Annotated in this window: 19 protein-coding genes and 3 pseudogenes; 18 read left to right on the top strand and 4 right to left on the bottom strand. The window is 36.1% G+C overall.

Annotation, left to right across the window (positions count from 1 at the left end; translation table 11 throughout):
- Nucleotides 1–10: 10 nt before the first annotated feature.
- The 6 genes and pseudogenes from QF028_RS20390 to istB all read left to right on the top strand — a co-directional run bounded on the left by QF028_RS20390 (nucleotide 11) and on the right by istB (nucleotide 5,596).
- Nucleotides 11–1,115, top strand: a pseudogene (locus tag QF028_RS20390) (GerAB/ArcD/ProY family transporter).
- Nucleotides 1,116–1,230: 115 nt separating this feature from the next.
- Nucleotides 1,231–1,716 (top strand): CBO0543 family protein, encoded by a 486-nt coding sequence (locus tag QF028_RS20385; RefSeq protein ID WP_429468227.1) that lies wholly within the window; start codon nucleotides 1,231–1,233, stop codon nucleotides 1,714–1,716.
- Nucleotides 1,717–1,730: 14 nt separating this feature from the next.
- Nucleotides 1,731–2,216, top strand: a complete 486-nt coding sequence (locus QF028_RS20380) for a hypothetical protein (RefSeq protein ID WP_429468224.1) — start codon at nucleotides 1,731–1,733, stop codon at nucleotides 2,214–2,216.
- A gap of 423 nt (nucleotides 2,217–2,639) precedes the next feature.
- Nucleotides 2,640–2,789 carry a hypothetical protein gene (locus QF028_RS20375; RefSeq protein WP_429472658.1) on the top strand — a complete coding sequence of 50 codons (150 nt, stop codon included), beginning with the start codon at nucleotides 2,640–2,642 and terminating at the stop codon, nucleotides 2,787–2,789.
- A gap of 483 nt (nucleotides 2,790–3,272) precedes the next feature.
- A complete protein-coding gene (istA, locus tag QF028_RS20370) occupies nucleotides 3,273–4,835 on the top strand; it encodes an IS21 family transposase (RefSeq protein WP_429465749.1) in 1,563 nt (520 codons plus the stop codon).
- Nucleotides 4,832–5,596, top strand: coding sequence for an IS21-like element helper ATPase IstB (gene istB / locus QF028_RS20365; protein ID WP_429468222.1), 765 nt, complete (start codon nucleotides 4,832–4,834; stop codon nucleotides 5,594–5,596). The genes istA and istB overlap by 4 nt, the downstream gene beginning before the upstream one ends.
- Nucleotides 5,597–5,748: 152 nt before the next feature.
- Here the strand turns inward: istB and QF028_RS20360 are convergent.
- From QF028_RS20360 to QF028_RS20345, 4 genes and pseudogenes are all read right to left on the bottom strand, one after another.
- Nucleotides 5,749–6,692 (bottom strand): annotated as a pseudogene (locus QF028_RS20360) (nucleoside hydrolase).
- A gap of 147 nt (nucleotides 6,693–6,839) precedes the next feature.
- Nucleotides 6,840–7,928 (bottom strand): GerAB/ArcD/ProY family transporter, encoded by a 1,089-nt coding sequence (locus QF028_RS20355; RefSeq protein ID WP_429468220.1) that lies wholly within the window; start codon nucleotides 7,926–7,928, stop codon nucleotides 6,840–6,842.
- The gene (locus QF028_RS20350) at nucleotides 7,925–9,013 is read right to left on the bottom strand and encodes a Ger(x)C family spore germination protein (RefSeq protein WP_429468217.1); all 1,089 of its coding nucleotides are present in this window, start codon (nucleotides 9,011–9,013) and stop codon (nucleotides 7,925–7,927) included. Before QF028_RS20350 ends, QF028_RS20355 begins: the two co-directional genes overlap by 4 nt.
- Nucleotides 9,006–10,553: a spore germination protein gene (locus QF028_RS20345; protein ID WP_429468214.1), complete on the bottom strand. Its 1,548-nt coding sequence runs from the start codon at nucleotides 10,551–10,553 to the stop codon at nucleotides 9,006–9,008. The genes QF028_RS20350 and QF028_RS20345 overlap by 8 nt, the downstream gene beginning before the upstream one ends.
- A 166-nt stretch (nucleotides 10,554–10,719) precedes the next feature.
- Here QF028_RS20345 and QF028_RS20340 point away from each other — a divergent pair, with 166 nt between their 5' ends.
- The 12 genes and pseudogenes from QF028_RS20340 (at nucleotide 10,720) to QF028_RS20285 (ending at nucleotide 23,567) form a co-directional block, all read left to right on the top strand.
- Complete coding sequence (locus QF028_RS20340; RefSeq protein WP_429468212.1) at nucleotides 10,720–11,223, top strand: TetR/AcrR family transcriptional regulator; 504 nt, start codon at nucleotides 10,720–10,722, stop codon at nucleotides 11,221–11,223.
- Entirely contained in the window at nucleotides 11,220–11,618 is a 399-nt protein-coding gene (locus QF028_RS20335; protein ID WP_429468210.1) for a hypothetical protein, read from the top strand. Before QF028_RS20340 ends, QF028_RS20335 begins: the two co-directional genes overlap by 4 nt.
- 165 nt (nucleotides 11,619–11,783) lie before the next feature.
- Nucleotides 11,784–11,969: a hypothetical protein gene (locus QF028_RS20330; RefSeq protein WP_429468208.1), complete on the top strand. Its 186-nt coding sequence runs from the start codon at nucleotides 11,784–11,786 to the stop codon at nucleotides 11,967–11,969.
- 427 nt (nucleotides 11,970–12,396) lie between these two features.
- On the top strand, nucleotides 12,397–13,314 hold the full coding sequence (locus QF028_RS20325; RefSeq protein ID WP_429468206.1) for a tyrosine-type recombinase/integrase: 918 nt from the start codon (nucleotides 12,397–12,399) through the stop codon (nucleotides 13,312–13,314).
- 100 nt (nucleotides 13,315–13,414) lie between these two features.
- Nucleotides 13,415–14,492 (top strand): annotated as a pseudogene (locus tag QF028_RS20320) (transposase); the annotation flags it as partial.
- Nucleotides 14,493–14,689: 197 nt separating this feature from the next.
- A complete protein-coding gene (locus QF028_RS20315) occupies nucleotides 14,690–15,481 on the top strand; it encodes an IclR family transcriptional regulator (RefSeq protein WP_429468203.1) in 792 nt (263 codons plus the stop codon).
- Nucleotides 15,482–17,617: 2,136 nt separating this feature from the next.
- Nucleotides 17,618–17,857 (top strand): hypothetical protein, encoded by a 240-nt coding sequence (locus QF028_RS20310; protein WP_429468200.1) that lies wholly within the window; start codon nucleotides 17,618–17,620, stop codon nucleotides 17,855–17,857.
- Between the two features lie 556 nt (nucleotides 17,858–18,413).
- The gene (locus QF028_RS20305) at nucleotides 18,414–19,697 is read left to right on the top strand and encodes an MFS transporter (RefSeq protein ID WP_429468197.1); all 1,284 of its coding nucleotides are present in this window, start codon (nucleotides 18,414–18,416) and stop codon (nucleotides 19,695–19,697) included.
- 395 nt (nucleotides 19,698–20,092) lie between these two features.
- Nucleotides 20,093–20,824, top strand: coding sequence for an N-acyl homoserine lactonase family protein (locus QF028_RS20300; protein ID WP_429468194.1), 732 nt, complete (start codon nucleotides 20,093–20,095; stop codon nucleotides 20,822–20,824).
- 1,170 nt (nucleotides 20,825–21,994) lie between these two features.
- Nucleotides 21,995–22,870: a sugar phosphate isomerase/epimerase family protein gene (locus QF028_RS20295; protein WP_429468191.1), complete on the top strand. Its 876-nt coding sequence runs from the start codon at nucleotides 21,995–21,997 to the stop codon at nucleotides 22,868–22,870.
- Between the two features lie 193 nt (nucleotides 22,871–23,063).
- The gene (locus tag QF028_RS20290; RefSeq protein ID WP_429472434.1) at nucleotides 23,064–23,168 is read left to right on the top strand and encodes an antibiotic biosynthesis monooxygenase; all 105 of its coding nucleotides are present in this window, start codon (nucleotides 23,064–23,066) and stop codon (nucleotides 23,166–23,168) included.
- 144 nt (nucleotides 23,169–23,312) lie between these two features.
- A complete protein-coding gene (locus QF028_RS20285; protein WP_429468188.1) occupies nucleotides 23,313–23,567 on the top strand; it encodes a hypothetical protein in 255 nt (84 codons plus the stop codon).
- Nucleotides 23,568–23,596 lie beyond the last annotated feature (29 nt).

Raw genomic sequence — 23,596 nt, 5'->3', positions numbered from 1 at the left:
GTGATTGAAAATGAGTAAACAAGTTAATGAAAGTTTGACTGTCTCTCCCTTTTTTTTATTTTTTCTTATTCAAAGTACGCAAACCGGTGTAGGGTTATTGAACTATCAAAGCAAAATAATAAAGGGAGCGGAACAGGATGCCTGTGTTTCGGTAGCATTAGTTGGAATCAGTTTTCATTTTATAATTTGGATAATATTTTTTTTATTAAAGAAATCAAATAACGGAGATATTATGTCCTTACATCAACAATTATTTGGGAGATGGATAGGAAACGCTTTAAATCTTTTTTTTATGGGTATATGCTTTTAATTGTTTCAACAGTGATAAGATCCTATTTATCAGTTTTGATTACCTGGGTTTTTCCTTATACGCCTATTTGGTTCTTATCTATTATTATGATATTGGTCATTTCATATATTGTTATTGGCAGTTTCAGGGTTATTACAGGTATATGTTTTTGGGGTATGGTGTTCCCTACTCTACTTATATTGACATTGTATTTCCCATTACAATACGCTTACTGGACGAATTTATTACCCGTTTTTAATCACAGTTTGAATGACTATTTTGTTTCAGCTAAAAATAGTGTTCTTATGTACACAGGACCAGAATTTCTACTCCTTTATTTTCCTTTATTAAAAATAACAAAATATCCCAAAAACGGGCGCGCATTTCACAGATCTATACAACCATTTTATATTTATTTATTACTATCTTATCATTTGTTTATTTTAGTCACGGACAACTTGAACATACAATTTGGGCAACCCTTATCATGTCAAAGATTATTCAACTTCCATTTGTCGAAAGGTTTGAATATATCTATATTTTTACATGGCTTTTAGTGATTCTTCCTCAGTGTTGTATTTCACTGTGGGGAGGAATACGAATCTTGAAAAATTCCTTTAAATTCAATTCTAAAATGTCATTATGGTTGTCAATTTTTATTGTTCATTTCATTGTTATTAATATCAAAAGTAAAACGGATGTCGATGAAATGGGCTCTTTCCTAAACATAATTATCTCTAGCTTAATATATATTTATTTACCAATTTTGTTTATTATTTTAATCATCATTCAAGTGGTTAAAAAGTTTGTGAGAATTAATCCTTAGGGTAGTTTGAAATGAGACTATAAAAACTAAAAAACCTAAATGTATTAATGAAAAGTTTTGGGAAATTGTAATAATATCACTATTACTATTACATATTTGAGAGGATGGCTTATAAGTGGAGAAAAGGTTGTTAAACTTGCTCACTATAGTATGTATTGCTTCTTTTCCATTCTTATTCAAGGGATCAAAGATGAGAGAAAATCTTGTTATTTTTTTCTCAAAAGGAGTTATAGCAACTCTAATCGATGCTTATGTTGTTGGAACTAAAAGAGTTGAATATCCAGATCGACCTTTAGCAAATATCTTTAAAACTAACATCATTTATGACATATTGTTCTTCCCAATTTTAAGTGTCGTTTGGGTAAAAATGTCCTATAATGATAATTTTGGAAAAATCCTATTGAAAAGTTTGCTATTTAGTGTTCCCATGAGTATCGGTCAATGGTATATGGAAAAGAATACAAGATTATTTAAATGGAAAAAATGGTCACCATTCCACACATTTGGAAGTGTAAATTTTTGTTTGTTTACAATTAGAGGGTTCGTTGGTTTATTAAAAAAATTAGATAAATTAAAGGGTAATCAAAATATAACCGAATAATAAAGGTTGATATTATGAATAAAACATATAAGTTAGAAGCAATTCTCTGGAGTGTTGCCTTCCCCGGTTTTGGTCAACTATTGAATGGTCATCTTATAAAAGGAATTATGTTTATCATTTTAGAATTCACCATTAATGTAAACAGTTTATTTAACCAAGCTATCATGTTTAGTTTTCTTGGGAAGATAAATGAGGCTGCCAGAGTGGTTGATCACCAATGGCTTATGTTTTATCCCTGTGTTTATATGTTTGCAATGTATGATGCCTATAAATTTGCGGAAGGGGAAAATCCTCGGTTATCGTTTGTCCCATTTGCTTTTGCAGCCTATTTTGTCACAATAGGTCTTATGTACTCACCTAATATAATTTTTGGTATATCATTTGGTCCTATTTGGCTTCCGATGTTGTCTTTGATTCCTGGGTTAGGAATTGGATTTATTATTCGTTTTATTTTAATAAAAGTTGCTTCTAAACCCAATTATAGTGGGAGATCTTCCTAATATCAAAAAGAATAATTGGTAGGTAATCGGTCTGATCACCAATATCCCTACGGTTCAGGTGTTGTTAATTGAGATGATTTTTATAGGAGTAAAGAACAGGCAGTGTAGGTAATTTTTTCGGAGATTGGAACCATAGATTATTTACTATATTTTTTAGCGTTATCTGAATCGTTAATGGTTCCTGTGGCAACCATTTTTTTATTATAAAAGAAAAAAGATTGTGAAATAATGTACTTAAACTATAGGGTGCAATAGTTAAAGATTGGGATGGCTGCGGGCTATCACTTTTTCTTATTGCACTAACGGAGCAGGTTAGCATTCCTGTAGATCGTTAAATATCAGGTTTGAAAAAAATAGAGCCCCTCAGTAAGATACGAGTATAGAGTCCAATCTAACTCAGAGTCTTAAGGAGGAAGCCCTACTATGAATTTTAAAATGCAAGACAAACAAAATCAACTAATAGAAAGAATTTCCGATACACATCTTATTGTTGGTGTTGATATTGCAAAACAAATGGTCCAAACCTCATCTAGATATGAAAAACATATCCTTGACCATTCCTTCCGTAGATAAAACAGAACTCAAACGTATTATTAAAGAACTGAAAAAGCACAAAGGTCTAGAGTTAGTTAATGTGAAAGCCCAAGACGGCACCGAAGTGATTGTGAGATTATAAAAAAACACCGAAAATTATAGTTTTTCAGAAGGTCGATAACCCCTATTTCCAATGAAATTAAATTGGAATAATTTTAATTTTCATCTGAGCTTACCGAAAGGTGCGCTCTTTTTTATTCAACAAACGGGTGCATTTCTTCAAGAAGGAGAAGTGTACTTTTTTATTGAAGGAAGAGAAGTTTAAGGAAAAAATCAGGAGGTATATTATCTTTTGAAGCAAATAAAGGCCAAGTAAAAAGATTAAGAGTCTCTTGTTACTGTGACTGCTAGAATAAAGTGAACAGTTTACGCCAAATAAATATGAACACTTATTTACTAGAATACCTATTGCCTTTATCATAGATTTTTAGGTTCTAAGATAAAGGCAGGAGGATTTGGAAGGTGGATAAGTTTGAAATGTACATACAGATTAGAGGACTGGTTAATCAGCGCTACAGCGTTTCAGCTATCGCGAGAAAGTTAGAGCTATCAAGAAATACAGTATATAAGTACCTTAAGAAGTCACCAGATGAAATGGCAGAATGGACGGCATCAACTATGATCAGAACGAAGAAATTAGATATACATAAAGAATTGATCTTGAAATGGCTAAGGGAATACCCGGACATTTCCGCAGCACAGGTAAATGATTGGCTGAAAGATAAATTCCCCACCTTCAAAGTTGGTGAAAGTACCGTACGGAATTATGTGAAGGAACTTCGAGAGGAGTTTTCTATCCCTAAAGAGGCTCAGAAACGAAACTATGAGGCAATACCTGATCCTCCAATGGGTGAACAAATACAGGCTGACTTTGGATTTGTCACCGTAAGAAATAAAGTTGGAAAGCCGGTCAAACTCATGTTTATCGTATTTGTGCTTGCTCACTCGAGATACAAATATGTTTGGTTTCAAAATCGTCCCTTTACTACCAAGGATGTAGTTGAAGCCCATAAAAAAGCGTTTGTTGCTTTTGGTGGAGTCTCTAAGGAAATTCTATATGATCAGGATCGTTTGTTGGTGGTCTCCGAAAATGAAGGCGATCTCCTACTGACTGAGGAATTTCAGCAGTTTGTCAACGAAGTAAAGTTTAAGGTGGTTTTATGCCGGAAGGCAGATCCTGAAAGCAAAGGAAGGGTCGAGAACGCCGTGGGGTTCATCAAGAAAAACTTTGTACTACATAGAGTTTTTAACAATATTGATTCCTGGAATGAGCAGTGCCAGCACTGGCTGGGCAGAACAGGAAACGGTAAAATCCACAATGGGACAAAAAGAAGACCCGCCGATGTGTTTCTCCTGGAAAAGCAACACATGAGGCAGGTCAGCCTATTAAATCATAATAGTAATAATAGTATAACAAGAAGTGTACGGAAGGACAACACGGTATTATTCCTTTCGAACCGTTATACGGTGCCTCTCGGCACCTATCAGAAACACCCAGAAGTTCAGATAATGAGAAATAAAGAAAATAAACTAATCATTTATGTCAAAGAGACAGGAGAAGTATTGGCAAGTCATTCAATCAGCCCCGATAAAGGTCAACTGATTCGTAATACATCCCATCAGCGTGACCGCTCTAGAGGACTTAATGAATTAATGGAGGCTGTGGGTAGCCACTTTACAAACGGTGAGATGGCCCAGATGTATTTTCAGGAGTTACGAAAAAGATATCCAAGATATCTCCGTGATCAGTTGAGTATCATAAAAAAGTGTATTGATGTAAGTTCTGTCGAAGTACTTGATGATTCACTTGCGTTATGTATGGAAAGACAACTTTTTAGCGCTAACGATTTTCAGGATGTGGTCCAGTTATTGAAACGCCAGCGCCAAGTTAACTTGAACAGTCTAAACGCTATCGCTGAAACTAAACCAACATCTGCCGATATAGAGGAATTGCCGTTACTTAACGAAGAAGCTAAGCAGCGTCCATTTGATCAATATGTCGCAATCATGGAGGGAGTTAAATGAGACAGATCCAGAAACTTCAGGATGCCCTCGTATCTCTCCGACTCTCGGAAGCTTCAAAAGAGCTTCCCGCTATTCTGGCCAAAGCTGAGAAAGATCAAGTTAGCTACCTTTCTTTCTTAAATAATCTGGTAGAGTACGAACGAAACAAAAGAGATGAAAAGAACATGGAAAAAAGGCTTAAACTTGCCTCTTTTCCATGTATAGCCCCTTTGGATGATTTTAATTTAGAGGAACAGGAATCGAAGAGCCAAAAGGAATTTAATCAATTAAAGGAATTGGCATGGGTGGAGCAGCTCTTTAACCTAATCCTATTGGGGCCTCCAGGAGTCGGTAAGACCCACTTGGCAGTTGGACTAGGACTTGAAGCTATACAAAAGGGCTATAAGGTTTCATTTATATCAATGGGAGAATTGGTCCACACGTTAAAAACTCTGGACATCACGAGGAAATCACAAACTAGGATAAAAAGAATTAAGGACTCTCATCTAGTCATCATTGACGACTTAATGTACGCAGCTATGGACCCAAGAGAAGCCAACCTTTTCTTTCAGCTAGTCAATGATTTATATAACCATTCATCAATCATCCTTACGTCCAACCGATCTCCGAAGGAGTGGACAGAATTGCTTGGGGATGTGGGTGTAGCTACAGCCATATTAGACCGTCTGATTCATCGTGCAGAGATTGTGAGCTTCAATGAAGATAGCCACAGAATGAGAAACAGACAAAGGATCTTTAATGAAGAAAGTGTTCAAAAATAATCAGCAAAATTGTTCATTTCTACTTGACGCTCACAGTTACACAAACACCATTTATTAATAAGAGATGTATTAGCAATTGAGCAACATTTCTGTAATGAGTTATTCCACAAACGGGTGCAATTTTTCAAGAAGGAGGAACAACTTTTTTATTCTTAAAGGTGATCCCTCAACCGTTTAAAAGTATTAAGAAAATGAGTTTTGTAAAGCTTATAGTTATATTTAAAAGCTATTTGATGCCTTCGAAACTCAGATCCTGGATTTGGTCTGAAATCTGCAAAGCTCTGCCCAAAGCCATACCCACGATCAACAATTATCTTAATCGGATAAGTCGTTAATTGAAATGCAAGAGGGTTTAATAAATAATAAATGGTAAGGGCATCATGAATTGGACTTCCTTGAATTCCGGGATAGTTCTGCGAATAAAAGTTATAATAATAATCAAGTAAAGGTTTTACCAATAATCCTAGAGGATCTCTAGTATTTATATGGAACTCATTTATTTTTCATTAACCATATTAGGTGTTATAAGCGCGCTTTGGGTAACGTTTAGAGGAATGATAGTTAAGTTCTTTGCGTATTATACAACTAAATTCGCAGCATAAGGATCACTATAAAAATTCGCTTCGGCAAGTGCTGTAACGTTTCCAGGTTTAAAAAAGACGCCTCCCATTACAATAATTTCTGGAAACCGTTGGAGTGTCTGTAAGTGAATAATTGAAAGGGCAGCTAAAGATGAAAGTCTTCCTAAAGTTACAATCGTAATATCATAATTTAAGTTCCGGATATAAGGCTTTAGGTCCTCAATTTCATAGATAGGCATATCAATTCCTTCTGGAATCTGTGGAATGATAGACCCTAAACCCGGGCCATGAACTTCAGGGTAATAGATTGGTTCTATTCCAGTTAATGCAGTTTCTGCTCCAGCGAATATTGGAATATTAAGATTCCCCAAATACTTGATATAATTTAAGTTCCTCAAAACTTTACTTCTTTCTACATTCCCATAATCCGCTACGATTCCAATAATCTCAACTTCTTTACTGAACAGTAAAAATAACAATGCTATTATATCATCAATTCCAAAGTCCCCAAACAAGAGTACTTTTTTTTATCCAAATCAAACACCCCGATGCTAGGAGATCAAGTATATTTAAATACTTCAACGATATGAGTACACCTTGAAAATTATGCATCGAGGAATTTTATTTTGATATTTCTTAAAGTTTATAGCGTATTGTAGTAATTATCTGTTAGTAAGTCTTCTTCTTATGGAAAACAAGAAAAAAAGGGCCGGTATGTATAGGAAAACAAAGTAAAAACTTATTTCGTTTGTTAGATTCCCTAAGGTATCTACCATTGCACTATTCTCAATACAGATCGAGACAATGTATATGAATATCATAAGACAGGGTAAAGATAGTTTAGGTCTCATTTTATACATTTTCTTTAATAATCGTGTACATGACCAAATCGGAATGCAAACAGTAGGGAGGATCACTAAAAACCAAGTGAAAATGAAGATATACTCAAACCTTTCTATAAATGGTAATTCAATGATTTTTGTCATCGAAATTGTTGGCCAAAGTGTCTCCTGTAACTGTCCCTGGCTATAGTACACTAATGTAACGAGTGTGATTACTACATATAAAAACGTTGTATATAAAAGAGCGATATGAGCCCACTTTTTTGATTTTTCGGGATTCTTAATATAAGGAAGATAGACCACCAAAGTTTCAAAACCAACAAATACTAGGCTTGCTGATTTTGAAGACTTTAATATATCTATAAAAGAATGATTAAGTATTGGTATTAGGTTATCTAGGTGTGCATACCTGAGTGGAAAATAAAGAGTGAAAAATAAAATACTTGGCAGTACTACACCAAAAAACGCTAACCCGGTTAATATACGAAATCCTCCAGACACAAAGTAATAAATAATAAACCCAATAAATAAGCCCAGCTCCCAAGTACTTATCCATGGAAATATCCAAAGTTGGATAATTTCTATATAGGTTCTAAATACCACAACAGACAATAGAAGAAAATACAATACGAGACCAGTTGAAATTACTTTACCAAGAATTCTACCCAAACATAGGTCATGAATAGCTAAAATATCATAGGAGGGTAACAACATCTTATAAATCATCCATACAATAAGATGTGTGCTTAAACCCATAATAATAACAGATATCCATGCGTCTTGTTCCGTATATTGGGCGACAACCCTTTGAAAGTTCAACATACCAATACCAGTTTGAGAAGCATGGATAAGGAAAAAAACATAAAAGGTTGATACTAAATATTTTTCATCTATCTTCGTGACATTCACTTTCCTACCCCCGATTGTAGTAAATTAACATGTGCGTTAACTTTGAATTTAATGTCGGGATAAATCCTATAAAATTCTTTCTCGTTCCAATTTCGATCTCTTCCTCTAAATAAGTCTCCAAAACCAAAGGGGTCTGTATTTTTGGACTGTAAGCTGATAATTAAATCTTTCGTTTTTTTGGAAACCCTTTTTTCTATTTGGTTCTGAATAGATTTCATTCTTTTGGGGTCCAGGTTAATATCTTCAGGTGCATCTTTAATTAAGCAACTCAGTCTTAATGTAACATTAACTTTTAGTTGTTTGGATGTTTGATCACTTATTGTGAATTTTGATTTACCATTCACCGTTCGAATATCTAACATCCTTTTTTCACCGCTAGCTGAATAGGGGAACTCAAAATTCCCATTTTTCTTTTTACTTTTTAATAATTTGAAGAATATCGAGTCCTTTTGGCTAACTTTCATTTTCATTTTATCCTGTTTAAAAATAGCTAATCCATCCAATTCAACTATCTTATCCTTGTTTATCTTAATAAAAGGTATATAGACATCTTGTCCGGTTCCGTAATACTGATAAAAAACTGAATGGAGGTTTGTTGGAGGTGTATTGTTGTTTTCCTCATTCTGCTTTATTAGATTAGATAGATAAAATGGGGATTTATCAACTGATACAGACAAAATCTGATCAGCCTTATCTTTTGATATGACCAAATAAGTATTACTTCCAATGATAGGGTCTCTCTTAAGGGTAGTAATTAAATCTCCGATTCCTTTTTGAGCTAATCGTTCATTTATTACAATTATCCTTGTTTGACCAACCTCTATAGGAGAAGCGGCTTGGCTGTTAAAAGAAGTTAATATACCGGTATTAGTACTAGCAATACCATGAACAACATCTGGTCCCTTATGGCCTGGTATATCAAAACTTGGATAAGTTGCGCTTCCAAGAATTTTTCCGTCTTCTAAATCAAATCCCATACTATCTATAACTATAATTTCATCTATAACCTTGTCGCGTGTACATCCTGTTGATGGGAATAACAAAAGTATAATCAGAAAGCACACACAAAAATTAGTTTTATTCATCGTCAAATTCATCCTTACCCTCGTTAACCTGATACCTACTTTTCTTTTTGGGGCGTAAGAAACTAGGTCTTGTAGTTGTATATCGAAATGGAGATCTAATAAGGCTATCCCTGAAGTCAGTAATTCTAAAAGGGTATATTGGAGCTAAGTATGGTGTGCCAAATGATTTTAATCGCATTAAATGACCCAGCATCAATGTAAAACCAGCAATTATTCCGAATCCGCCCCACCCGGCTGCTAATAATACCAATGGAAATCTTAGTAGCCTAATCGTATTTGCCATTTTAAAAATGGGCGTGGTAAAAGAGGCTAAAGCTGAAAGTGCAACAATAATCAGAAGGATATTGCTTGACAATGCTGCTTCTACTGAAGCTTGTCCTATAACGATCCCACCAACAATCCCTAACGTTTGACCTACCTTAGTAGGTAATCTGGCCCCAGCCTCACGTAGTAATTCAATTGTTATTTCTAGAAATATCACCTCTAAAAAGGGAGGAAATGGTACATTTGCTCGAGACTCAATGATTGGACCGAGAAGATCCTTTGGAATAATAACGTAATGATGTGTGAGAACGGCGACATATAAAGGTGTAGCAAAGATCGAAAAAAACACTCCAAAAAAACGGATGATTCGAAAAAAAGACCCCACAATCCAAGGTAAGTAGTAATCCTCTGGAGAGATAAAGAAATCAAAAATAGTGGAGGGACCTGTAATGACATAGGGAGAGCCATCACAGATAATAATCACTTGTCCTAAAAGTAAGGTATACGCCACCCTATCTACTCTTTCTGTGGATAAGAATAAAGGAAAAGGGGTATTCGTATGATCTGTGATCGTTTGTTCTATCAGGGCAGTTTCGACAAAATCAAGATCCAGGTCACGTAGTCTTTGCCTAACAGTATTTACATGTTCTGAGTTTGTTATATCTTCTATATATCCAATAACAACCCGTGTGGTAGTCATGGAACCAATTGTCAACTCTTCAAATATTAATTTTGAGCCTGAAAATTGGTGTCTTAATAATTTCATATTCGTTTCGATATCTTCAATGAAGCCAAGTTTTGGTCCCACAACACTAAATTCATTCTCTGTATCGTTGTTTTCTCTAAGCCCACGTTTGCTGTTCTTTACATTAACAAGAGCAAAATTTGTTTTATCACTTTTTAACCGAATTAAAATGTGACCTTTGCGAATCTTTTCTCCCGCTTGTTCAGGGTTTTCTGAACATAGGTGAATTTCACTAATTGGTATATGCTTAATTACATCATTTAGGTTCTCAAAAGGTGAATGCTCTTGTAGTGGTAGTAATAGAAAATGATTAAGTGTTTCTTCATCGATTAATGTGCTGAAGAAGAATAATTCAATATTAGGTTTATCTAAATGAAGTGTTTTGAAATCACTAGATTTTGATGCTTGTATCAAAAATCCATCTATATTTTTTATTAGTTTATTCTTATGATTTTGTTTTCTAAACAAATAAAACCACCCCAAGAAAAGCAATAATAATTTAGTTTTTGAGGGAAATAGAATATCATTCATAATTTAATTTTAATCTAACAGTCGTTTATTATTTTCTTAGTGCCTATATTTCATTCTAAAAATCACTATGATTAAATTAATTTACCTTTAAGTTATCTTTTGTCAGTTTCTAACTTATATACTCGCTTACTTCACATTAATCAAATGGTCGTTTATTATTTTTTTCATGAGACATAAAGATGAAGATAAAAATGAAAGTATATTTCAAGCAGCAATAGATCTTATAAATGAGATTGGTTTAGCTGAAACATCAATGTCAAAGATCGCCAAGAAAGCCAATGTTTCGTCATCAACCATTTACGTTTATTTTGAAAATATGGAGGATATGCTTAATAAACTGTACTTGACCTTTAAAAAGAAGATGAGTCAACGAATATTTAAAGGTTTTGATGAAACAATTCCATTAAAAACGGGATTCGAGACGGCATTAAGGAATTTTGCTGATTTTATTCTAACCAATAAAGAGTATTTTTTATTTGCGGAGCAGTTTTCGAATTCTCCACTGATTCACAAATTATCCCACGAAGAGGGAAATGTCCTATTTGAACCTATTTATAGCAATTTATATGAACACTCAATTCTTGGCGTAGTTCATCTAGATTGTTTAAGACCAATTGATAGAGTTATGGGTTTGATCACAAGTGATTTATTTAGAAGTACGATTATTTGAAAAAGTTTGTTTATAATTTGTGGATAAGTAGTAGTATTAAGGACTCTCAAGCAATGTTAAATAATTTAAAAAGTTCCAAAATGCCATCGCTAGTCACTATGATTTGGAACCCATATGGGGGAATTAATAATCATTTTAATAATTGTATAAAGATAAATTTATCGAATGGGGATTTTAGATATATATTGGATAGAGGTAAGGTTGATAGATTTAACAAAAGTGAAGCGAAAAAAACAGCAAAACTTTTTAATGAAAAATTTGAGAAAAACAAGGTTACAGACCCTTATGATTATACTTTAATAAATTATACTTATGGACAATACTCATATTTAATAAATTACAAAAATGATAATGAAGATATTTTAGAATGTATTTCAGCGGACGTTGAAAAATAAAATAATCATATCGGGATACAATATAGTACAAATAAAAATTATTATGCTCCTTTGCTAACTATTACTCTTTTAGTAACTGAGGAATTACTTACTATAAATGAACATTTAGTATTTGTAAGTGACCCAATGACTCTAAAGAATTTCATTAATAATTGGGAGAAGGCTGTGCTTGACTTAAAGGAGTATGAATTAAATATTCTTTCAACGGATGAAGAATTTGACAGTCTTATGAGGAAATATGATAGGAGAGGTATCAGAGGAGTAATTGACCCAATATTAGATAGAAGAGGAGAATTCGGACAAGGAGTACTCCTTGAAAACATTAATAAATTAAACAAAGTTAATAGATGATTTATATTGAATGAATACTATCATAACTCTGTCTGCGACCACTACTTGTATAGAAAGATAAATAATAGATGTAACAGTAAGTAAGTGCCTTTTCGTTTAGTGGTAAAAGCAAAAGCCCTTCTACAATGAAAGGCTTTTTTTCTTTTATACGGTATCGAAGAGCTTCTTTAGTAGGATGCCAGTTGTTGTTTTTACCTCGACCAGAAATTTTTCGGAATCTGGACAATATATTAGGGTTAAAACTCCTGGTTGCTCTTCTATATAAATCACTTCAGACCTTACTCGTTAAACTAAGCATATAATATACATTATACATATTACAAACTAGAAAACCTATGTTATACTCGTCATATAATACAAAAACCCTACCTGTTTTTATATCATTTTTAGCTACTTATACTCAGCATATAAGTGAGAGGTGCGTTTCATGATCTTGATCGACTATTTAACCTATCTTAACAAGAAAGGGAAGTCACGCCATACTGTTATTTCCTACATGAACGACCTTCATCAATTTTTTGATGCTACCGGAATTCATCCGGAGGATTATGTGACGGAAACGGATATCCGGAAGTGGGTGGCTCAGACGATGAGACCATCAGAGGGTAAACCGCTTGCTGTCTCTACAATCAACCGCCGCCTCAACGCCTTACGCAGTTTTTACAGTTGGGGCCGACGGAACAAAGAATTTCATTATAATCCGATGGACGGAATCGAGGATCTGAAAGCTGCTGATGAAGATCATGAAAACATTATATGGCTAACCGAAGAGGAATTTGAGGATCTGCTGATTCGTATGCGAAAGACACCTGTGAATAGCCGAGGGGTCGATCCAAAGGAGAAGTATCGCCGGGATCGGGCGGTGGTATATCTTTTGACTTATGCTGGGCTCCGAGTGGAGGAATTGTCCAATTTGAAATTGACTGACCTTGATCTCGAGATGAAACGCATTCGTGTAGTGTGGAAGGGGAACAAGGTACGTACCATTCCCATTTCAAATACTCTCCTCCAAGAATTACACGATTGGTTGAAGTTCCGCTCTGAAATGGCCAATAAAAAAGAATATGTTGCGGATTCTCCTTATGTTTTCTATAGCCAGCGGTCCCCACAGTTTTCGATCCGGGGGATTCAAACGATGATCGAAACTTATAGTACCCCTAAACGGAAACTAACCCCTCATCAATTTCGGCATACGTTCTGCAAGTGGATGCTGAAAGCGACGGGGAATGATATCGAGAAGGTCCGAAGACTGGCAGGGCACAGTAACATTGCGACGACTTCTCGGTATTTAAAGGATTCTTATCAGGATTTGGCCGATGCGATTGAATTATTACCTAAATTTTAAATAAGTTTTTAGTTTAAAAATCAACATAAATAATAAAGCTTTTAATTGAGCATTTTGCAGATTTATAGATCTTAGAGCCACAAGGAGTTTTGGAGCATAAAAAGGGACTTCACCCCGTGGAGCAGATGGCCACTGTCGACAAGGTATTCTTCGCGCTTTGTTGGCTGCCACACTTGAAAATATTAATACGTTTAGCGGGTTGCATCATCGTCTGGATGTCGATCTTCGCTTTCGCTATCAGTGCGGACTACGATTGGATCGACCCGCTCCTTCTGTGTCCACGCTTAGTCGCGTCTTTGCTGAGATCACGAAGAAGGGTTTAGCCAAGCAACTATTCGGAGATCTGGTGGCTGCTGTCAGCGGGAAGGAATCATAGATGGAAGCCATGTTGCCATCCATAGTGCAGCTATCCACGCTTATGAAAAGAAGCAGCCCAAGAGTCGTAGTGAACTAACTGGTAACGCCAATTGGGGGGGGCAAAATTCGATTCCTTTGGGAACAAAGTCAAATGGTTCGGCTACAAGCTCCACCTTGCCGTGGATACCAAAAGTGAATTGCCTATGGCTCTTGAAGTTACACCAGCCCATGTCAATGACGGGGATATGGCTCCCACCCTCATCGAGCAAGTGGCTGCCCGAACGAAAGTCAAATTCTTCATGTTAGATGCTGGCTACGACCAGTTAAAGAATTATGAAGTAGCCCGAAACGTAAAGGCTCAAGCGATTATTCCGATGAATCTTCGGAACGAAAAGGAGCCACCTGCCGGAATGACGTCGAACGGAACGCCATGCTGTTCAATGGGTTTTGCTATGACCTATTGGGGAGCAGACAGTGATCAGTTGAAATTCCGTTGTCCCCATGCAACAGGCAAAGTGGATTGTCCTCTTGGAATGACAGCTTGTTCCTCTTTCAACTATGGGATGGTCGTAAAAATTGACGTGAAGGAAGATCTACGCCGTTATTGCAGTCCCCATCGAGACACGAAACGTTGGAAGGAACTGTACAACGAAAGAACAAGTGTTGAGGATTGCAATTCTAGAATGAAGGTACACTTAACCACAGACGACATGCATATATGGGGCATCGAGAAAGTAAAAACTCATCAATATCTGAATGCCATTGTTTTACTTGCATCCGCGTTAGCCACAGCAACTCAGCAGAAAGAAGTTGCTCCTTAAAAAACGCAGAAATGGAAGTTCTGCGTTTTTTAAGATCCAACACTTCTTCAGGTCATTTTTCGTCCTGCTAGGGATCAAATTTTCTAAAATACTTTGCGTAAAATTGAATTATGCAAAATGCTCAATTAATTACTGAGTTTTTTCGTGTATGATAGGTACTTATACAAAAGGGACAACAAATTTAAGGAGGTATACTAATGGAACGAAATGAAAATTCTACATTCCGATCGATGCATCGGATTTTCGAAATATTAGAGGTGTTGTCTAAACATCCGAATGGTTTAACCATGATGAAGATTATGGATGAATTAGACAAAGCACCGAAAAGCAGCGTTTACACACTCTTACAGCAAATGCTTAAAAAACGTTATGTTACTTATTTAGAAAACGAAAAAAAATATAAAATAGGCCCAGCGTTAATAAAATTAGGTGCGGTGATTATGTCGGATCATACCATTCAAACACTAGCAAGAACGAGTATGGAGAAATTATCTAAATTAACGGGCGAGGATATCTATCTTGGAGTTTTGGAAGGCGGTCGGATGCTTATTATTGATAAGGTAGAGGGGGGGCAATCACTCCGATTGAATTTGTCTGTTGGAACGTATCTATCTATTCACAGTAATGCTATTGGGAGAATAATTCTGGCCTATAGGAATCCCAGTGAACAAAAAGAAATCATCCAACAAACTGGGTTGCCGGCCATGACAAAAAATACAGTTACGGATAACGATACATTCTTAAGAGAATTAGAACGTATTCGACAGGAAGAGTTGGCGATTGATTATGAGGAGAGTGTAGAGGGAGTTATGGGGATTGCTGCTCCTGTAAAAAATCACCTTGGTGAAGTGGTAGCAGGTATTTGCATATCCGCACCAGTTTCACGTGTGACCCCGAAAAAAGATGTATTAATCGAACTATTAAAGAATATTTCTGCCGAAATCAGTGCACAACTCGGATTTGAAAATAAATATAACCAATCATTTTGAAACACCGATGTATGGAAAAAACATTCATTTTAACAAATAGCAGTGTTAGTATGCTAATTTTGGATAATTAGTTGAACATTTTTATCTATCATTAAACTGCAATCTTTTTGTTCTGGATTTCTTTATTGATCCATTTCTTTAAAAACATCGCTGGAGAATGGCCTTTGATAGTACCATGAAGTCTACAGTAATTGTAGAATACAGAATCAATTAACATCTTCAAAGGCTTCCTCGAAGGTCATAAAGAATTCTCGTTTGGTAGCATTTCCGCTCTGTAATACTGTAGAAAGATGATATTCTTCACAGGGATCCGCTTATTTTCAATGGAACTCGTCCCAGAAGTCTCTAAAAAGTCATAGTTTCTGAACTGATGAGGACCATTGTCCGTCCGTAGAACGGGGTCACAATCCAATAGTAGACGCTGTAAAAGGGCTTGTTTGGATGTTGGAATGATGGAAGTCTTGTCACAGTTTTTCCCTGGCTAGGTAGAAGTCACGATTCCTCTCGGGCACATACCCGTACTTGCCATCATTGAGAAGGTTCTGTGATTTCACGGTTATTGGCTAAACGATGGGTGCTTCGCTTTCTTTTCTCGTTGAGGAAGAAGGATGTTATTTCTTTACAAAGACGATATATTCCCCTTTTATCAGCTAAATGTAGCTCTTAAACTTTTGATCGGTACGCTTTTGTCAGGATTGAGTTTAAGAGTTCCCTTGGGAAGATGGTTGCTTTTCTGGATGCTGAAAACGGTAATAGTTTGTGGAAGGACTCAACTGCACAACTTCGAAGAACCCGACGAACAGGATGCTTTATACTCAAACCATGTTTGGGATACTTTGATACGACCGTCTAACTCTATTCGTTTTTTAGTAGATATTTGAGAATCTTATTCTCTACTTGGAGTTTCTCAATCAGATTTAAAGCCTGATCTAATTTCTTCTTTATTTCCTGATTCTCGTTAGAGAATAGACTGCATCTTTATCTTTTCCATTTCTTCCTCTACTTCTTCCCTGTAATTTTGGACCCATTAGTTACAATTTAGGAGAGAGTCCATTTTTTCTGTTACCAACAAAGCATAGCCCCCATCATACCTCTTTTTACTATGGGGTACTATGTTTCTCATATGGACGAACACTACCTTCCTCTTATTTCTAAATCTAATTTTTGGAAAGTGTCCAATCTTAGGGGCTTTAGTATTTTTATTTCGAAATTATAGAAATTCTTGGTTAAGATTGAGCCACCTTTTAATCCCTTCTAATACCTTCTATATGAACCCTCCAGAAGAAGGCATATTAGTACGGAGAAAAAAGTGGCTCAAAATATCATATGACGATGTCCTTTATTAATTTAAAGAATATCCAATAAGTATCATTATCATATTCGAATCAGAAAATATTTTATTGATTATATGTTAAACATCTGGATTTTTCTCTAGAATATTAGTGGTTATGTAAATTATTATTTGCATATTTTCATCACAACAACATAATCGAAAAACCATTAAAAATAATCAGAAAAATCAAAAAACTATTGATGATAATCAGAAAATAATATATTATATTATTAAGCTCAATGTTGAACTGAGGTTCATATATATGAAATCAGAAGAGCCTTTTATGTGTAAGATTACTCTTATTGAAAAGTATGGGAGGTGTGTGGATGTTTGAAATTTATCCCTTGCATGTGGCCACATTAAAACAAGTGGATAAATCGGTGCAAACTTCATTAAAGGATGTGGGGGAAAAATTGAATTAAATTGTATAGCATGGGTAATTCGTTCTAATAAAGCTGTATATGTAGTCGATCCAGGACCAGGACATGATGTGATGCGAGCCAAAAACATCATCATCGAGAAATGAGTTTAGAGGGGTGCACTGACCTTCTAGTGGGAGGAATATCTTATTGCCGGAGACCAATTTGATTTATAAGAAAATTATGAGTGTTGTCATCCAGAAGGGTTATATGTAAATCTATTCGATTAGTATCAATCATATGAAAAAGTGAAACGAATGAACGTAAAAGTACTTCCTTCTCAAAAGATCCTCTGTTAATGTCTAGAAAAGTTTATTAAAAACTGAATAGTTATATTTTTTTTATTCATATATACGAACTTATGTTTAAAAATATGGACTAGGTGTGCTGGTTTTGATTTTAAATGAAAATAATGTGCTTTGTTCCACAAAAAGAAGTCTTTATGAAAAGATTATATTAGTTATACTTGCACTCGACGAATCAAACAATGCAGGTGGATTGCTAGGTAGAAACGTAGAAATAGAAGACTCGGAAGCTATGCCGAATGTATTATTAGCTACAGCTGAGAAGCTTGCTTTGAATGAAGCGGTACGGAGGCGCAACCACCGGTTAGAACATCAGTGATGGATCACGGGTAGCAGGCTTTCTAAAGCAGTACCAGAAGGTCCGCAAGGAGGGAAAGAAATCTCCTGAAAAATGCTTGTCTATCCCATTGTCCCACAGGCAGGTCTGAGTAGCTAGTCTTGAACGCTATTCTCAAACGATGTGTCAACACACATCAGAATGAACGTTTTCCTAATCGATTTTCATTTCAAGGTATAACAAAGAAACAGAGTAACAACGGATTCACTCTAAGTACGAACTAACTTCAAAGTGTTGGTCTCCGGCTTCCCCATCCCTAGAGGGGAGGGTGAAACGGGGCAAAACAAGAGATGGGATGAGGAAGCCTTTGAACAACTTAGGAAGGTGGTACAACACTTATTGGGCTTTCGCCCCTCCGACTTCCGCTCCTCGCCCTTTGGGCTGCGGTGCGGGTTCGGCTACATCCTCTACCATTTTGAAAAGAACGTAAAACACAGAATCGATTCTGGAAATTCGCTTTACCTATTTTCTGTTGTCCGGATCAACTGGAAAAACAGATAAATTGAAGTTCTACTAATATCATACGAGGTGGTGCTTTATGAAAAAAAATTATGGCTGGATTATTGTTGCATTACTATTCGTTCTTGGAGTATTAAACTTTGCAGACAAGGCGATTATTGGGTTCGCTGCGGTTCCTATAATCAATGAATTGCATTTAAGTCCCTCTCAATGGGGGCTTATTGGAAGTTGTTTCTTTTGGTTCTTCGCAATATCCTCGATCATCGTTACTTCCTTGTCCGATCGGTTTGGTGCAAAAAGAATTATTACAGGGATGGTAAGTTTATGGACTATCATTCAGTTCGCTTCGATATTTGTATTTAATCTTCCTTCCTTAATGGCGACTCGAACAATACTAGGAGCGGGTGAAGGGCCTTCCGCGTCACTTTCATATCATTTAACAGCAAAATGGTTTCCACCAAAAAGAAGAGCTTTTGCTTCAGCAATTATGATAAGTGGAAATTATGTAGGACCGGCCCTCTTTGCACCATTGTTAATTGAAATAATAGTGTCTTACGGATGGCGTACAGCATTCGGATTCTTGGGGGTTTGTAGTGCATTGTGGATCCCTATTTGGCTTTGGTTAGGTAAAGAAAGCCCTGAAGATATCGGATTGCCCGTAGAGAAAACTCAGGTTTCTCATGAAAAAGTTCGGTGGTCAGCCTTATTTCCGGTACTCTTTTCACGCAATTTTATTTTCACTACATTGGCCGGTTTTGCAGCGTATTGGTCATTGAGTGTCATGATTGTTTGGAATCCTCCTTATTTAGCAACTGTTCATCATCTTGGAGAAAGTGGCCTTAAATGGATAGCGGGTCTGCCTTGGATTACAATAGCTTTGGGACATCCTATTATAGGCTATTTATCTGACAGGTTGTTGCAATGGACAGGGGACAGCAGGAAAGCAAGAGTGTATGTCATTGGTCCGTTATTTGTCATTTCAGCTGTTTGTTTTTATTTTTCGACGATTGTTTCATCAACACCTGCAGTAATTATTTTACTGACTTTAGCTCCGTCATTAATAAATATGACATTTGTTCTTGGTTCAGCGATTGTCTCTGAATCAACTCATCCTAGTCTTCGTGGGTCTGCACAGGGATTCTATATTGGAACTTCGTCAGTAGCAGGTCTTATTGCACCAGTTGTTTTTGGGAAATTTATCGAGAATGCGGGGGAACATGGTGTAATTGGTTATAATCATGCATTTCTATTAACTTCTGGTTTAGTTTTCGTTTTCGGGTTATGTCAATGGATATTTGTAGATCCCAAACGGGCTAAAACATCAACCAATGATGAAGGGGTCATGCTGGCGATAAATGATTAATAAAATTGATAAAACATGGCCGTAACGGGCTTACTATATGCGATTATGGAGTGTTTGGCAATTACGAGTAGTGGTTCCTCAATATGATTGACTTATCTGAAATAATATTGGAAATCAGAAAATATTTTACTGATAATGTTAAACATCTAGATCTATTTCTAGAATGTACTAGAAATAGTGCTTATTTAAATTATTGCTTAAATATTTTTATCGCAACAAACATAATCAAAATGCTATTGATAATAATCAGAAAAATTAAAAAACTATTGATAATAATCAGAAAATAATATATTATATTATTAAGCTTAATGTTGAACTAAGGTTCATATATATGAAATTAAAAGAGCCTTTTTTGGATAAGATTACTCTTCTTGAAAAGTATGGGAGGTGTGTGAATGTTTGAAATTTATCCCTTGCATGTGGCCACATTAAAACAAGTGGATAAATCGGTGCTAACTTCATTAAAGGATGCGGGGGAAAAAATTGATTTAAATTGTATAGCATGGGTAATTCGTTCTCATAAAGCTGTATATGTAGTCGATCCAGGACCAGGACATGATGTGATGCGAGCCAAAAATATCCATCATCGAGAAATGAGTATAGAGGGGTGCACTGACCTTCTAAGGGGCTTAAAAAATCTTGGTATTATGCCGTCAGATGTAAACGCTATCATTGATACTCATCTTCATTGGGATCATTGTATTGCAAATGATAGTTTGCCAGGTATACCAGTTATAGTCCAACATCGCGAATACGAGTATGCAAAGGCTCCTTTGCGGAGGGATGATATCCTATATGAATCATCACTATCTTATTCACCGGTAAACATTTTTCAATCCCGCATGCGATTTGTAGAAGGAGATTGCCGGCTAGAAGATGGATTGGAATTAATTTTTACACCTGGCCATACACCTGGTCACCAGAGTATTAAAGTCAGAACTCAACAAAAGGAATATCTTATTGCCGGAGACCAATTTGATTTATACGAAAATTATGAGTGTTGTCATCCAGTAGGATTATATGTAAATCTATTCGATTGGTATCAATCCTATGAAAAAGTGAAACGAATGAACGTAGAAGTACTTCCTTCTCACGATCCTCTGTTAATGTCTAGAAAATTTTATTAAAAACTGAATAGATATATTTTTTATTCATATATATGAACTTATGTTTGAGAATGTGGACTATGTGTGCTAGTTTTGATTTTAAATGAAAATAATGTGCTTTGTTCCACAAAAAGAAGTCTTTATGAAAAGATCCTTTGATTGTTTTTGAAAAGACAAAGGGGTCATGGCATTAGATGGGCTAATTACCAGAAATGAAATAAAAAGGTGAATTTTACCCTTTGATTAGCTAGAAAATTGGTAGTTGATAGAAAAGTCAGGAACAAGTGGGGGTCAGAATTGATGTTTTATGTTTGCGAATCACATGTCATTAATGGAGTGAAAGAAATAGTGGCACCTCACGTACAACAGATCATCAATATTAATGGAAAACGATGTTTATTTTGTCCTAATAAAGCTAGCTATAAAATATTTGAAATCCTTGATATTCATCCAACATTTCGCTTTAAATTTTGAAAAATATTTACAAAATGAATGAGATGTATAATTTATATTAAGTCATAACGTCTGATCAATAGATAAGATGATTATAGGAAGGGGTTACTGAAAAGGAGCATAAAAACATATCAAGCCTTTATTAATGGTGAATTTGTTGAATCTCAATTAAAGAAAATGATAGCGGTTACAAATCCAGTAACCCGGTGAATTCGTCTCTGAAATCCCTGAATGCTCAGCGGATGAGGTTCAACAAGCTATAGCATCCGCCGAAATCGCACAATAATCCCAGGCGAAATTACCTGCTTATGAGAGAGCAGGTGACTTCGTCGGTTTTACAAGAACTCGAATTCTTTAAAATCTGATCTGATGTAAAAATTCTTATGGCACCGGTATCGTATTTTTCAGAATAAGGTGAAACCTCTAGCAGACCGTCATTTTTCGCTTGCTTTTGCTGTAAGACTGATGAAAAAGGACTTTGATTTAGCTGTAAGCATTGGCTAGTAATGGATGATGCCATGCCGGTAACGGCGCTTACTTTATAGTTTTTAGCTTCTGTCCGCCCGACAGGAAAAGGTCAATTAGATGTTTAGGAACTGGTGTTGGTTGCTGAAGAAATGGACGGAATTAAGTACAGCAAATAATGGCGATTGAAGTCGTACGAAACTGTGTAAATAGCAGGTACTGATAGTGCGATTTACCCGACGATACGATTCAATCCAGGAGAGGAGAATAACTATGGTTAATCAAGTTGATCTGTTAGCTAACTACTGGACACTTGCAGGAAACGTAAAAGTTTGGGGAAACATGGAGGAGGAATCGAGTCCTCATGACTTTCGCAGTCGTGTAGAAATGGCGGCCAAGGTTGGGTATACCGGAATTGGTATAATATATGCAGACCTAGTGACTATAACCAATCGGTATGGGTTTGAAGGTGTCAAGTCAATCCTTTCCGATAACGGAATTAAGTACTTCTCAGTTGAATTCATTGTAGATTGGTTCACGGATGGAGAACGCCGTCGTCAATCTGACAAAGTAAGATATACTCTATTAAAGGCTGCGGAAAAGATTGGTGTATACAATATCAAGGTTGGCGGAGACATGGAGGGTACAGAGTGGCCTATTGACCTCATGGTTGAGTCCTTCTCCGCTCTATGTGCAGAAGCCCGTGATGTCGGCTCACGTGTTTCTTTGGAATTGGTGCCATGGAGTAATATTCGTGACATCGACACTGCAATAAAGATCATTTCAGGAGCCAACGCCCCTAATGGAGGTTTGTGTTTAGACATCTGGCACGTTGCGAGAGGAGGTATTCCCTACGATGACATTCGATCCATACCAAAACAGTTGATCACCGAAGTGGAGTTGGACGACGCAAGTTTGGAAGTGGTCGGTACCCTATTCGAGGATACTATCAACAATAGGAAACTTTGCGGTCAAGGTGATCTTAGGGTTCCTGAATTCATAGCAGCCGTAAAGGCAACTGGATATGACGGTCCTTATGGAATCGAAATAGTTTCTGAGGACCAGCGGAAAAGACCTTTGGAAGAGGCGGCGAGACAATCTTACCAAACAGCTATTGAACAATTCCAATTGGTGTCTGAAGAACTTTAGGGATATTCGCTTGTGCATGGATGTTGAAAATCAATCAATGGATGAGTAAAATGCGGGAAAAAATTATTTTATAGTGGGAGGAATAATTGTGGTTATTATTCATGTTTATTTACATGTCGCATTAGACAAACGAGTTGAATTTTAAAAGATGACTGATGTAGTTGTGGCACATTCTTAAGAAGAGAAGGGCAATATTAGTTATGAATTATTCGAATCAAATAAGAAGCCGAATTTTTTTGTACTTGTAGAAAAGTGGAAAGATGAATCCGCTCTTAAGGTTCACGAGGAATATGAATAAATGAAGATGATGTAGTGGAAGTGGAAATAGAAAAAATCGGGGTTCTCAAAAACGTTATTTCCTAAGTCAGGGGACTTGATCCACATAATATGAGGGGGATTCCCCCTCATATTAATAAATGCTTTGGAAGGAGGAGCAACTTCAATGTTAGATAAAAGTTTGCTAGAAAAAAATACAGTCAATTATACGGCTGAACAAATAGAAGCCATCGCCAAGGGATTTTGTCCAATGTGCTTACCCAAATATCATAGTTATCGCATTCTAAATACCTATTATAGTAATGAATCTCAAATGCGATTACATCATGTTAAATGTGATAACCTGTTTGAATGCGAGTGGGATGAACAAGTTCCAGCAGTCAGAGAGGATAATGGTCTAGAGGACTTTTTCAATTCATAATGATATCACTTACCGCTACCGGGCAAAAT

Origin of the sequence: Neobacillus sp. B4I6, assembly GCF_050434045.1 — a bacterium.
Classification (GTDB): domain Bacteria; phylum Bacillota; class Bacilli; order Bacillales; family Cytobacillaceae; genus Neobacillus.
Note: the sequence above shows the minus strand (reverse complement) of the source record. Positions and strands in the feature narration are given on the sequence as shown.